Source organism: Bradyrhizobium genosp. P, from assembly GCF_049949265.1.
In the GTDB taxonomy this organism is placed as follows: Bacteria; Pseudomonadota; Alphaproteobacteria; order Rhizobiales; family Xanthobacteraceae; genus Bradyrhizobium.
This window is the reverse complement of sequence record NZ_CP188195.1, coordinates 4,601,961-4,614,064: the sequence shown is the minus strand read 5'-3', so window position 1 is coordinate 4,614,064 and position 12,104 is coordinate 4,601,961. Positions and strand designations below refer to the sequence as shown.

Here is a 12,104-nt window from a genome sequence, read left to right as displayed (position 1 = left end):
CCTGAACGGCGCCGATCGTCGCATTGAAGAGACCCGTCGCAGTTCTGCGGCGGGTCTTTTTGTTGTTGTCGGGAAACGGGTGGGATCGGGCGTCCTCCAACCACACAGTATGGCCAGATCGAATTTCACGGGATTCTGCCATGTCCGCCGATACGCCTCACTTGCCAGCAACCTTCAACCGACTGGCCTGGTCCAATCTCGCCGCGCAATCGGCCGAGCAGATTGCTCTGGCCGCGGCTCCCATTGTCGCCGTGCTGGTGCTCGGTGTCGGCGAAGGCCAGACCGGCATGCTGCAAACCGCTCTGACGCTACCCTTCATCCTGTTCGCGATCCCTGCGGGCCTGCTCGCCGACCGCGTGTCACGGCGCTGGGTGATGGCCGGCTCGGAGGCGCTGCGGGCGGCCGCGCTTGCGACAATCCTGGTGCTGCTCTGGTTGGGCTCGATGACGCTGCCGCTGCTTGCGCTGCTTGGCTTCATAGCAGTCTGCGGCACGGTCGCCTACAGCGTCGCCGCGCCGGCGCTGGTGCCTTCCCTGGTGACGGCGCAGCAATTGCCGGCGGCGAATGCCCGCATCGAGCTGGCGCGCACGATCGCCTTTGCCAGCGGGCCCGCGCTCGGCGGCGTGCTGGTCGGCTGGGTCGGCGCAGCACCCGCGTTCGGGTTTGCTGCGGCGCTGTCGACCATCGCAGTCGTGCTGCTCGCCGGCATCTATGAGCCAGTGCGGCCGCCCGCGCCACAGCGCCATCCGCTGCAGGACATCAAGGAAGGGGCTAACTTCGTGCTGCATCACGCCTTGCTGCGGCCGGTGTTCATCACCCAGTTCATCTTCAACACCGCTTCCTTCCTGCTGCTCGCCGTGTTCGTGCCCTATGCCGTGCGCCATCTCGGGCTCACTGCGATCGGTGTCGGCACCACGCTGGCGATGTATGGCGTCGGCATGGTGGTCGGTGCGCTACTCGCGACCCGCGTGATGCGGCGACTGGCGTTCGGCACCGTGATCGGGCTCGGCCCGGTGACCGGTTTCGTGGCCGCGGCGGTGATGGCGCTGACGACCTGGTTTCCGTCGCCGCTGCTCGCGGGCCTCGGCTTCTTCCTGCTCGGCTTCGGCCCGATCCTGTGGGTGATCTCGACCACCACGCTGCGGCAGTCGGTGACGCCGCCCTCGCTGCTCGGCCGTGTTTCGGCGATCAACATCATGAGCTACGGCGCCCGCCCGGTCGGCTCCGCGATCGGCGCGATCATCGGCGGCCTTTACGGTGCCGAAACCTGCCTCTATCTCGCGGCAGCGATTTTCGCCGCCCAGGCGCTGGTGATCCTGATGTCGCCCGCGGTGTCGCTGACGCGACAGCCCGACATGGTCGGCGAGCTGGCGCGGTGTTAAATCAACTCGCCAGGTACCGTTCGTACTTGCCGCCGACAACTTCGTCGGCGGCAATGGCAGGATCAAGCGTGTAGAGATCCTGTGCCTGGCTGATCCCGCGCAAAACGAAGCGGCCGGTCGAGACCAGATGGTTGCGCCCGGCGGCATCAAGCCCGGCGCGGAATGCCGTCGACGTCAGCAAATCACGGTCGACCGAGGCGCACATCGAGGCAATCCGGCTGACCTCGTTGACGGCAGGTCCGACCACGGTAAAATCCAGCCGGTCCTCGCTGCCGATATTGCCGTAGAAGACCTGGCCGACATGGAGACCGACATAGGCCGTCGTGGTCGGCCGCCCCTCGCCGGCGCGGCGGGCGTTCAGCGTGTCCAGGTTGCGGCGGAACTGATGCTCGGCGCGTAGCGCGCCGCGCTTGGCGATCGCCATGTTCTCGTTGGTGAACATCGCCAGCACGCCGTCGCCGATCAGCTTCAGCACCTCGCCGCCGGCATCGTGGATCGCATCGATCGAGGCCTGCGCATAATCGTTAAGAAACGGGATGATCTCGTCCGGTCCGATGCTTTGGCTGATCGCAGTCGAGCCGCGGACGTCGGAGTACCACAGCACGGCCTTGATCTTCTCGGTGATGCCGCGCTGCATGCGCCCGCGCAGCACCTGCTCGGCGGTCTCGCGGCCGAGATAGACCCGCCCCAGCGTGCGGGCGATCTCGACCTGCGCCGCCGACTTGACCGCGAGCCCGAGCACCGGCACCAGGTCGCGCAACGCAGCTATGTGGTTCTCATCGAAGCCGTCGGAATGCCGCGTCGTCCAGTAGGAATAGAAGCAGTCCATCTCCCCGATCGTGCCGGCCTCGCCGAAGCGGTGCACGAAGGCGAGCATATGCTTGTAGCCCTTTTCCGCGAGATCGTTGATCATCGAGAAGTCGTGCGAGCCGCCGAGATCAATCAGCATCTCGTCGTGGCCGTTTTCGAGCATGTGAAAGAAGGCCGACCGCCGCCAGTTCTGGTTGGCGTCGCCAGTGCTGGTCGAGCCGTACTCGAACACGTCGGCCTCATTGGTGACGCCGTCGTTCCAGCGGAAGCCGCGGCCCTCGAAGATCGGATGCAGCGTATCGATAAAGACGATCGCCCGCGCCAGCGGCATCCCTGCCGCCCGGCAGCGCTCGCAGAAACCGCGCAGGAGGTCATTTTCGGACAGGCCGGTGAGACCCTGGCGGACCAGCCAATTCATGAGGCGCAATCGGGGCGTCAGTTCCATCTGTGGATTATGCCGGGCAATTGGTGTGGGAGGAAGACGTGTCGTCGCATGCCAAGCCTCAGCGTGACGGCGAGCGTAAAGTAGATGCGAACGCCAATATTACAATGCAACCCCGCCACCTGATGATGTCCCGCGGAACGTGGTCCCCTCGCGGCAGCGATTTCCAGCTTCCCTTTGCGCCGGCTTTGCCGCAAAAGACGGCATGGACAACGACACCGCCCCGGCAACCTCCTTCCAACGCCTCGTGCAATGGGCGACCACCCCGCCGCAATCCTATGGGGTCTATCTGGTCGCACTGATCCTGATCTTCACCGCCTCATTCTACGCCGGCTCCCTGAAGCCGAAGCACGTGCCCGCGCCGCCGGCTGCAACCGCCCCCTCCGCGCCGCACAGCTAACCGGCTCGCCTCTCCGACGTCGCGATCCAGATTTCGGCGAAGACCGCGATCAGGCCGGCTACAAGATTGGGCGTGATCGGTTCGCCGACGAGCTGGGTGGCGAGCAGGCTCGCGGCAATCGGATTGACCGTCATCGTATTGGCGACGCGGGTCGGTGACGCCCGCTCCAGCGCCAGCACCCACAGGATGAAGGCCAGCGCCCCGCCGGCCACGCCGAGATAAAGTCCGGCGATCCATTGTGGCACACCGAACTCACGGAGCGCCGCCACACTGCCGGTCATGACCCCCACGACCACGAGCGCCAGGGCTCCGGTCCCCATGCCAACGGTAAGGAAGCCGAGCGCACTCGAACGGCGAATAAAGGGGCGCGACAGGACGTTGTAGAACGCCATGCACAGGACGGCGGCGATCATGATCAGTTCGCCGCGCCATGCGCCCGGTGGCGCCGCCGACAATCCGGATGCAAGCGCCGCGCCCACGCCGAGCATCGCGATCAGGACCCCGATCGATTTGCGCACCGTCAACGGCTCGATTCCGAGCACAGCGCCGACCACCATGGTGGAAAGCGGCAGCGTCGCCAAAGCCAGGCTCGCGCGCGCCGCCGTCGTATAGGAGATCGCGATGTTGTAGAGGACGAAGAAGACGCCGAAGAAGGCGAAGCCAAGCGCCGCGACCGCGGCCCAATCCTCGCGCGGCGGCCACTTTGCGCGCAGCAGCATTGCTGCGGGAAAAATGCAAACAAAGCCGATCGCCCAGCGCAGAATAGCGAGCGTGATCGGATCGGCATTTCCAACAAGGTACCGCGTGATCGCCGCCGCGGTGCCGCCGAGGCAGCTCGAAACCAACGCGATCGCAACGCCGATCCATTCGTCCATCGCTGCCCCAATGCGTTTCGTTGCCGCTTGTGGCATCTTGCCCAACGAGGTCATCCCGGCAACTACCTGACAGGTATTCATGTCGCAGCAGGATTTTGCGGCCAGCCTCCGCTGGTGGCGGCAGCGCAAGAGCCACTCGCAGCTCGAGCTGGCCGGGCGCGCAGGTATCTCCCAGCGCCATCTCAGCTTCCTGGAGCTCGGACGCGCCGCGCCGAGCCGCGACATGGTGATCAGGCTTGCCGCGGCGCTCGACGTGCCGTTGCGCCAACAGAACGCGCTGCTGGTCGCGGCCGGCTTCGCACCGGTGTGGCGGCAAACCGATCTCGCCGCGCCCGAGCTTTCCCAGATCCGTCACGCGCTGGACTTCATGCTGGCGCAGCAGGAGCCGTTTCCAGCGGTCGTGGTCGACCGGCACTGGAATCTGCTGCTGGCCAATTCCGGTGCCGGACGCCTGGTGGAATTCCTGGTCGGGCCGCTGGCTCCCGGGGTGTCCGTCAATCTCGCCGACGCGCTGGTCGCTCCCGACGTGCTGCGGCCCTATCTCACCAACTGGACCGAGGTTGCCGGCTATTTCGTCCGCAGCGTCGAGGCCGATGCCGCTGCCGACGGCACCGCCGCGACCGCGGGCCTGCTCAAACGGCTGCTCGCCTATGACGGCGTCGCAGCGGCGCTGGCGGTGCCGCTTGGGGAGTCTGCGCCCGGGCTGGTTTTGCCGATGCTGTTCTGCAAGAGCGACGTCCGGCTGCAATTGTTCACGACCATCGCGACACTCGGAATTCCCCAGGACATCACGCTGCAGGAACTCCGCATCGAGAGCTTCTTCCCGATGGATGAGGAGACCACCCGGATTTTCAGGGAATGGTCGGCAAATGCTACACCAGTTCCGCCGGTGCCAGCCGGCAGGTCTCGCCGCTGATCTCGACCTGCAGCGTTGCGTGATGGATGCTGAAGCGGTGCGACAGCTCCGCGCAAACATGATGCAGGAAGGCATCGTCATGGCCGCCGGGGCGGACCAGATGCGCGGTCAGCGCGGTCTCGCTCGTGCTCATCGCCCAGATATGCAGATCGTGAACTTCGGTAACGCCTTCGAGCGTCACCAGATAGTCCCTGACGACCTTGAGATCAATACTCCTCGGCACCGCGTCGAGCGCCAGATTGACGCTGTCGCGGGCAAGCTCCCAGCCGCTTATCAGCACCACAATGGAGATACACAGGCTGATCGCGGGATCGAGCCACTGCCAGCCGGTCGCCATGATCACGAGCGCGGCGACGACGACGCCGAACGAGACGCCGGCATCGGCCGCCATGTGCAGATAGGCGCCGCGAACATTGAGATCGCTGTCGCGGCCACGCATAAACAACAACGCCGTGCCGCCGTTGACGAGGATGCCGAGTGCCGCAACCCAGACCACGGTCCAGCTCGCCACCTCCGCCGGCTCGCGAAACCGGTTGATCGCCTCGACCGCGATGCCGCCGACCGCGATCAGCAGCAGCCCGGCGTTGAACAAGGCGGCCAGGATCGACGCGCGACGGTAGCCGTAAGTGTGGGTGTCGGTCGGCCGCTTGCCGGCCAGCCACGCCCCGCCCCAGGCCAGCAGCAAGGCGATCACGTCGGAGAGGTTGTGAACGGCGTCCGACACCAGCGCCAGCGAGTTGGCGGAGTAGCCGAAGACCAGCTCCGCAACGACAAACGCCGTGTTCAGCGACGCGCCGATCGCAAACGCCGTACCGAAACTGGCGGGCGCGTGGCTATGCCCGGCATGGCCATGAGAATGGTCGTGAGAGTGGTCATGGGAATGACCGCTATGATCGTAGTCGTGATGATGATGCGCCATGGCAGCGTTATAGCGCCCGGAAATATGGATACTATCACACCGTGCAGGACAGAAACGTAGCCCGGATGGAGCGCAGCGCAATCCGGGACCAGTCGCCAAATCCTCAGCGATCCCGGATCTCGCTCCGCTCCATCCGGCTACTCGACTACTCGAGACCGCGGTTGAACTTGTTCGACTTCGGCAGGCCGTGCGCGAGCCGGCCCGCGTCGGCACGATTACCGCGCCAATCGGCCAGTTCCTTCATGCTCATGCTGTGCTCGCGGCCGGCGGAGTCCTTCCAGGTCAGGCCGGCCTTGGCCTCGAACACTGCGACGTCGGAGAGCGAAGCGCTGGTGTATTTCTGCAGGCGAACGCCGCGGCCGCGCGCCATTTCCGGCACCTGGTCGAGACCGAACAGCACCATCTTGTGATTGGTGCCGATCACCGCGACGGTATCGCCGCTCACGGTCGTAATCGCGCGGGCCTCGTTCGGCATCTCGACATAGAGCACCTGCTTGCCCTTGCGGGTGTTGCTGACGCAGTCCTCTTCCTTGACGACAAAACCCTGGCCTTCGCTGCTCGCGATCAGGAACTTGCGCTCGCCCTTGTTGACGAACAGCGAGACGATCGCCGCGTCCTGCTCGAGTTCGATGAACATGCGGATCGGCTCACCATGGCCGCGGCCGCCCGGCAATTTTGCGACGTCGAGCGAGTAGAATTTGCCGTTGGTGGCAAACAACAGCAGCTTCGACGTCGTCTCGGCGAAGAATGCGTGTTCGAGCTTGTCGTCGGTCTTGAAGGCGAGGCCCGAGAGATCCTCGACATGGCCCTTCAGCGTCCGCACCCAGCCCTTCTCGGAGATCACAATGGTGCACGGCTCGCGCTCGACGAAGGCCTCCTCGATCGCGGCGAGATCATGCTCGGGCGCATCGGCAAAGGTGGTGCGGCGCTTGCCGAGCGGCGTCTTCGGCCCAAAGATCTCGCGGACCTTGGTCACCTGCTCGCCGACCTTGATCCATTGCTGGGGCTCGGAGCCGAGCAGGCCCTCGATGCCCTTCAGCTCCTTGCGCAGCTCCTTGTCCTCAGTGCGGATCTCCATCTCCTCGAGCCTGCGCAGGTTGCGCAGACGCATGTTGAGGATGGCCTCGGCCTGGACGTCGCTAAGCTTGAACGCCTTGATCAACTCCGGCTTCGGCTCGTCCTCGGTGCGGATGATCTTGATCACCTTGTCGAGGTTGAGAAAGGCGATCAGTTGGCCGCCGAGGATTTCCAGTCGATGCTCGATCTGGCCCTTGCGGAAGCCGGAGCGGCGGATCAGTACATCGCGCAGATGGTCGAGCCATTCGCGCAGGCATTCGGCGAGGCCGACCACCTTCGGGATGCGGCCCTTGATCAGCACGTTGAGGTTCAGCGAAATCTTGCTTTCCAGCTCGGTCAGCCGGAACAGCGACTCCATCATCAAGGCGGCATCGACCGCGCGCGACTTCGGCTCGATGACGAGGCGGATGTCCTCAGCCGATTCATCACGGACGTCGCCGACCAGCGGCAGCTTCTTCTCGTTGAGCAGTTCAGCGATCTTCTCGACCAGCCGCGACTTCTGCACCAGCCACGGAATCTCGGTGATGACGACGATCCAGGTACCGCGCGAGCCCTCTTCCTGGGTCCAGCGCGCACGGGTGCGGAACGAACCGCGGCCCGTGGTATAGGCCTCGACGATCGCCTCCTTGGAATCGACGACGATGCCGCCGGTCGGGAAGTCCGGGCCCTTGACCCATCGCAGCAGCGCTTTCGATTTGGTGTCCGGCTTCTCGATCAGATGCAACGCGGCGTCGCAGAGTTCGGCGACGTTGTGCGGCGGGATCGAGGTCGCCATGCCGACCGCGATGCCCTGCGCGCCGTTGGCGAGCAGGTTCGGGAAGCCGCCCGGCAACACCACCGGCTCTTTCGACTGGCCGTCGTAATTGGCGCGGAATTCGACGCCGTCCTCGTCGATGCCCTCAAGCAGCAGCCGCGCGACGTCGGTCATGCGCGCTTCGGTGTAACGGTAGGCGGCGGGATTATCGCCGTCGATATTGCCGAAATTGCCCTGGCCGTCGACCAGCGGATAACGCGAGGAGAAATCCTGCGCGAGGCGCACCATGGCGTCATAGATCGCCTGGTCGCCATGCGGATGGAACGAGCCCATCACGTCGCCGACGATCTTGGCCGACTTCTTGAAGGGGGTGCCAGGGTTCAGCCGCAGCAGCTGCATGCCGTAGAGGATGCGCCGGTGCACCGGCTTCAGCCCGTCGCGGGCGTCCGGCAATGCGCGATGCATGATGGTCGAGAGTGCGTAAGCGAGATAGCGCTCCTCGAGCGCATCACGCAGCGGCACGTCATGGATCTCGGCCGGTTCTTCCGGCGGCGGCGGTATCTGTCGTTTTCCCATGGAGAGGCGTTAAACTCTTGTGGTGAATCGGGCAAGCCGCGAATCACCGGCAATTTAGGCTGCGAATCACCCTTGCGGAACCGCCGCCCGCGCCCGGCGCTTCGTCACGGCCTTGATAAACCCGTCGCGGGCGTCGGAATGGCGCTGCCCGCGCGGCTCGAGGACGTGGCGGAGCAGAAACATGCCGGTGATCTGGAAACCATCGAGCAGATCCTGGTCCGACCAGGCATTGGCGCCACCCTCGCTCTCGCTCAAGAAGGCCGGCAACGGAAGCAGGCGATCTTGCCAGGGTTCGCCTGCCGCGCGCGACACCGCACCACCGGATTTCGGCGAGACGTAGATCAGCTCGGTCGTTGCCCCCGTTGCCGCGCAATTGTCCAGATCGAGTCCGAAGCCGAGTTCGGCGAGCATCGCCAGCTCGAACCGGATCAGATGCACGGCGGCTGTGCCGGCGTCGTCGAAATCGTCGAGCGTCCCCTGCAGCATCTCGTAGATATCTTCATGCGGATCGCGCTCCGGCAGCAGCCTGGCCAGCGCGGCCAGATGCGTCACGCCATAGACCGCGTACGACGAGGCGAGCAGCGTCGCCGCACGCAGCCGCGTGCCCTCCAGCGTGTACATGCCGAGATGCTCGTCGAGCCGCGCCCGCCACAGCGCGGTGACGCTGTTGCCGGGCTGCAGCAGCGGCCGCATCCGCGAGCCGGCGCCGCCGCGCACCAGGCCAAGGTGGCGGCCGTGCCCGCGCGTCAGCAGTTCGACGATGGCGGAGGATTCGCCATGCCGCCGGACGCCCAGCACGATGCCTTCGTCGGTCCATTCCATGGATGAAGTTTAGCAGGATTCCGAGAACGAACGCAGCCGTCTCGTCCGTCATTCCGGGGCGATGCGGAGCATCCCAGGTGCGCAATTGCGCACCGGGGAATCTCGAGATTCTGGGTTCGCGTCTTCGACGCGCCCCGGAATGACAGCCAAAAATCTACGCGTTGAACCAGCCCCGCGCGTCGCCGGTGAAGGAGTAGTACAGCCCGGCGCTGGTCAGGATGCAGGACAGCATCTCGATGCCGCTGTCGAGTTCCAGGCCGCGGTCCCCGATCGCCTGCACCAGCGAGATCACCGACAGCACCAACGCCGCAACCAGCGCCCAGCGCGGCCAGTTCTTGCGGCGCTGCGCGGCGAGCCAGACGAAATACGTCAGAAGCACGATCATGCAGCCCGCCAGCAGCGTCCCCACCATGACCATCTGATCGGTCATCTCCTCGCTCGGGGTGCGGTCCGTGAACGCCACCGACAGCGCATCAAGCGTCAGCGACATATACAGCAGCACTTCAAACCACAGCACGTTTTTGGGCAGGTTCATCGCAGATGCCGGCTCTTACTCTTTGGGGAACTCAAGTCCAATTTCCCTGTAGCGCTCAGGATCGTCGCCCCAGTTCTCGCGCACCTTGACGAACAGGAACAGATGCACGGGGACGCCGGTGATCTCGGCGATCTCCTTGCGCGAATCCGCGCCGATCGACTTGATGGTGGCGCCGCCCTTGCCCAGCACGATTTTGCGCTGGCTTTCGCGCTCGACGAAGATCGTCTGCTCGATCCGGATCGAGCCGTCCTTGCGATCGGTCCAGCTGTCGGTCTCGACCGTCGATTGATACGGTAACTCCTGGTGCAGATGGCGGAAGATCTTTTCCCGGGTGATCTCGGCCGCCAGATGCCGCATCGGCGCATCCGACATCTGATCCTCGGGATAGAGGAACGGTCCCTCGGGCACCGCTTTAGCCAGCGCCTGACGCAGATCGGCGACGCCGTCGCCCGACAGCGCCGAAATCATGAAGGTGTGCTCGAAACCCATGCGGTCGTTGGCGGCCTGCGCCAGCGCCAGCAGCTTCTCCCGTTGAACGAGATCGACCTTGTTCAGCACCAGGATCTTCGGATGCGCGACGGTTTCGAGCTTGCTGAGGATCGCGTTTGCCTCTTCGTCGAGACCCGACTTGGCATCGAGCAGCACGCAGACGAGATCGGCGTCATGCGCGCCGCTCCAGGCGGTCGACACCATGGCGCGGTCAAGTCGGCGCTTCGGCGCGAAGATGCCGGGCGTGTCGACCAGGATGATCTGGGCGTTGCCGTCGATCACGATGCCGCGGATCAGCGCGCGCGTGGTCTGCACCTTGCGCGAGACGATCGTCACCTTGGAGCCGACCAGCGCGTTGACCAGGGTCGACTTGCCGACATTGGGCGCGCCGATCAGCGCAACAAAGCCGCAGCGCGTCGCCGTCGTTTCCGCTTTCACCTCGTCAGTCATTGGTGCCGACGCCTTCGCGCTCGATCATCGCGGATGCCGCCGCCTTCTCGGCCGCGCGCTTGTTGCCGCCGAGACCTTCCGCGGATGTCAGTCCCGGCAGGTCGACGGCGACACGGAATTGCGGATCATGGTGCGGCCCGGTGCGCTCGATCTCCCGATAGACCGGCGTCGGCAGTCCCTTGCCCTGCGCCCATTCCTGCAGCACGGTCTTGGGATCGCGCAGCGGCCGCCGCAGCTTGTGCATCCGCTCGGTCCAGTTGCGCTCGACGAACAGGCGAGCGGCCTCGTAGCCGCCGTCGAGATAGATCGCACCGATCACGGCCTCGCAGATGTCGCCGAGCACGGACTTGCGCAACCTTGCGCCCTCGACCGCCTTCACCATGCCGAGCTTGATGTCGTCGAGCAATCCGAGCGACTTGGCGACGTCGGCGCAACTCTCCTTGCGGACGAGGTCCGCGAGCCGCTTCGACAGTTCGCCCTCGTCGGCCTTCGGGAAGGCCCGGAACAGCATGTCGGAGACGATCAGCCCGAGCACGTGATCGCCGAGGAATTCCAGCCGCTGGTAGCTGTCGGCGCGGTTGCGGGTGGCAGGCTTCAGCGCGGAGACGTGGGTGAAAGCGGTGGTCAGCAGCAGGGGATCGGAGAATGTGTACCCGATTCGCGACTCGGTGCCCGCGATCGCGGCCTTCTCGTCCGCAGCCTTGGCAGCCTTGCTGCGCCGCTTCTTCGGCGCGGCTTCGCCGCCCGCGTCAGACGTCTGGCTCGGCTCGCCGGCTGGCGGTTGATCGTTGATGATGGATGTCTCGTCGTTCATCGCACGATGGAGAATATGCGATTCCACCGCACGGCGGTGGGCCAGCGCCAGAACATCCAGGCGCGTTCGCCCTCGGCGATCGAGAAGAAGATCATCTGGGCCCGTCCGACGATGTTCTCGAGCGGCACGTAGCCGACCGCCGACAGCACCCGGCTGTCGGTCGAATTGTCGCGGTTGTCGCCCATCATGAAGAAGTGGCCTTCGGGCACTGTGTAGACGTTGGTATTGTCGTAGAAGCCGTTGTCGACGCAATCCAGCGTCTCATAGCTGACGCCGTTCGGCAGCGTCTCCTTCCAGCGCTTGACCCGGGCGGTAGCATCCGCGCCGCAGGGGTCCTCGCCGATGAAATCGCTCAACCGCTCGCGCTGGACCGGGGTGTCATTGATATAGAGCAGCCCCTCCTTCATCTGGACGCGGTCGCCGGGCAGGCCGATCACGCGCTTGATGTAGTCGGTGGTGTCGTCCTTCGGCAGCCGGAACACGACGATGTCGCCGCGATTCGGATTGGAGCCGAAAATGCGCCCCGAAAACAGCGGCGGCGACAGCGGGATCGAGTAGTGGCTGTAGCCGTAGGAATATTTCGAGACGAAGAGATAGTCGCCGACCAGGAGCGTCGCCTTCATCGATCCCGATGGAATGTTGAACGGCTGGAACAGGAAGGTGCGGATAACGAGCGCAATCAGAAGGGCATGGATGACGACGCGGATGGTTTCGCCCAAGCCGCTTTCAGATTTGGTCCCGGTAGTCACGCTCATTGCTTTCCCAATTCCCGCAAGCCCCTGGTGCCCGCGTGGTGGCAGAACGTTCTCTCCACGCGAAGCATTGGCCCTCGCGTGACGAAAA

12 protein-coding genes are annotated in these 12,104 nt (G+C 64.8%); 3 read left to right on the top strand and 9 right to left on the bottom strand.

The features are described 5' to 3' along the window. The first annotated feature begins 140 nt into the window (after positions 1–140). Positions 141–1,382 (top strand): MFS transporter, encoded by a 1,242-nt coding sequence (locus tag ACP2YO_RS22280; RefSeq protein ID WP_426442714.1) that lies wholly within the window; start codon positions 141–143, stop codon positions 1,380–1,382. A 1-nt stretch (position 1,383) separates the two neighbouring features. Here the strand turns inward: ACP2YO_RS22280 and ACP2YO_RS22275 are convergent, their stop codons facing one another. Next, positions 1,384–2,637 carry an adenylate/guanylate cyclase domain-containing protein gene (locus ACP2YO_RS22275; protein WP_426442713.1) on the bottom strand — a complete coding sequence of 418 codons (1,254 nt, stop codon included), beginning with the start codon at positions 2,635–2,637 and terminating at the stop codon, positions 1,384–1,386. Positions 2,638–2,839: 202 nt separating this feature from the next. Here ACP2YO_RS22275 and ACP2YO_RS22270 point away from each other — a divergent pair, with 202 nt between their 5' ends. Further along, a complete protein-coding gene (locus ACP2YO_RS22270) occupies positions 2,840–3,034 on the top strand; it encodes a hypothetical protein (protein WP_426442712.1) in 195 nt (64 codons plus the stop codon). On the opposite strand, the gene ACP2YO_RS22265 is transcribed toward ACP2YO_RS22270, so the two are convergent. Continuing rightward, positions 3,031–3,909, bottom strand: coding sequence for a DMT family transporter (locus ACP2YO_RS22265; protein WP_426442711.1), 879 nt, complete (start codon positions 3,907–3,909; stop codon positions 3,031–3,033). The genes ACP2YO_RS22270 and ACP2YO_RS22265 overlap by 4 nt on opposite strands. Before the next feature lie 79 nt (positions 3,910–3,988). Between ACP2YO_RS22265 and ACP2YO_RS22260 the strand changes: the two genes are divergently transcribed. Continuing rightward, a complete protein-coding gene (locus tag ACP2YO_RS22260; protein ID WP_426442710.1) occupies positions 3,989–4,825 on the top strand; it encodes a helix-turn-helix domain-containing protein in 837 nt (278 codons plus the stop codon). On the opposite strand, the gene ACP2YO_RS22255 is transcribed toward ACP2YO_RS22260, so the two are convergent. The 7 genes from ACP2YO_RS22255 to lepB all read right to left on the bottom strand — a co-directional run bounded on the left by ACP2YO_RS22255 (position 4,782) and on the right by lepB (position 12,016). Continuing rightward, entirely contained in the window at positions 4,782–5,744 is a 963-nt protein-coding gene (locus ACP2YO_RS22255; protein ID WP_426442709.1) for a cation diffusion facilitator family transporter, read from the bottom strand. The two genes, ACP2YO_RS22260 and ACP2YO_RS22255, sit on opposite strands and share 44 nt — an antisense overlap. A 145-nt stretch (positions 5,745–5,889) precedes the next feature. After that, positions 5,890–8,151 carry a DNA topoisomerase IV subunit A gene (gene parC / locus ACP2YO_RS22250; RefSeq protein ID WP_426442708.1) on the bottom strand — a complete coding sequence of 754 codons (2,262 nt, stop codon included), beginning with the start codon at positions 8,149–8,151 and terminating at the stop codon, positions 5,890–5,892. Between the two features lie 66 nt (positions 8,152–8,217). Then, positions 8,218–8,973: a DNA repair protein RecO gene (gene recO, locus ACP2YO_RS22245; RefSeq protein WP_426442707.1), complete on the bottom strand. Its 756-nt coding sequence runs from the start codon at positions 8,971–8,973 to the stop codon at positions 8,218–8,220. A 154-nt stretch (positions 8,974–9,127) separates the two neighbouring features. Continuing rightward, on the bottom strand, positions 9,128–9,508 hold the full coding sequence (locus tag ACP2YO_RS22240) for a hypothetical protein (protein WP_426442706.1): 381 nt from the start codon (positions 9,506–9,508) through the stop codon (positions 9,128–9,130). 15 nt (positions 9,509–9,523) lie between these two features. After that, positions 9,524–10,447: a GTPase Era gene (gene era, locus ACP2YO_RS22235; RefSeq protein WP_426442705.1), complete on the bottom strand. Its 924-nt coding sequence runs from the start codon at positions 10,445–10,447 to the stop codon at positions 9,524–9,526. Then, the gene (gene rnc, locus ACP2YO_RS22230) at positions 10,440–11,261 is read right to left on the bottom strand and encodes a ribonuclease III (RefSeq protein WP_426442704.1); all 822 of its coding nucleotides are present in this window, start codon (positions 11,259–11,261) and stop codon (positions 10,440–10,442) included. Before rnc ends, era begins: the two co-directional genes overlap by 8 nt. Then, on the bottom strand, positions 11,258–12,016 hold the full coding sequence (gene lepB / locus ACP2YO_RS22225; RefSeq protein ID WP_426442703.1) for a signal peptidase I: 759 nt from the start codon (positions 12,014–12,016) through the stop codon (positions 11,258–11,260). Before lepB ends, rnc begins: the two co-directional genes overlap by 4 nt. Positions 12,017–12,104 lie beyond the last annotated feature (88 nt).

Excerpts from the sequence above, each read along its gene's own strand:
- ACP2YO_RS22280 (WP_426442714.1), top strand. The coding sequence starts at position 141 with ATGTCCGCCGATACGCCTCACTTGCCAGCAACCTTCAACCGACTGGCC.
- ACP2YO_RS22275 (WP_426442713.1), bottom strand. The coding sequence starts at position 2,637 with ATGGAACTGACGCCCCGATTGCGCCTCATGAATTGGCTGGTCCGCCAG.
- ACP2YO_RS22270 (WP_426442712.1), top strand. The coding sequence starts at position 2,840 with ATGGACAACGACACCGCCCCGGCAACCTCCTTCCAACGCCTCGTGCAA.
- ACP2YO_RS22265 (WP_426442711.1), bottom strand. The coding sequence starts at position 3,909 with ATGGACGAATGGATCGGCGTTGCGATCGCGTTGGTTTCGAGCTGCCTC.
- ACP2YO_RS22260 (WP_426442710.1), top strand. The coding sequence starts at position 3,989 with ATGTCGCAGCAGGATTTTGCGGCCAGCCTCCGCTGGTGGCGGCAGCGC.
- ACP2YO_RS22255 (WP_426442709.1), bottom strand. The coding sequence starts at position 5,744 with ATGGCGCATCATCATCACGACTACGATCATAGCGGTCATTCCCATGAC.
- parC (WP_426442708.1), bottom strand. The coding sequence starts at position 8,151 with ATGGGAAAACGACAGATACCGCCGCCGCCGGAAGAACCGGCCGAGATC.
- recO (WP_426442707.1), bottom strand. The coding sequence starts at position 8,973 with ATGGAATGGACCGACGAAGGCATCGTGCTGGGCGTCCGGCGGCATGGC.
- ACP2YO_RS22240 (WP_426442706.1), bottom strand. The coding sequence starts at position 9,508 with ATGAACCTGCCCAAAAACGTGCTGTGGTTTGAAGTGCTGCTGTATATG.
- era (WP_426442705.1), bottom strand. The coding sequence starts at position 10,447 with ATGACTGACGAGGTGAAAGCGGAAACGACGGCGACGCGCTGCGGCTTT.
- rnc (WP_426442704.1), bottom strand. The coding sequence starts at position 11,261 with ATGAACGACGAGACATCCATCATCAACGATCAACCGCCAGCCGGCGAG.
- lepB (WP_426442703.1), bottom strand. The coding sequence starts at position 12,016 with ATGAGCGTGACTACCGGGACCAAATCTGAAAGCGGCTTGGGCGAAACC.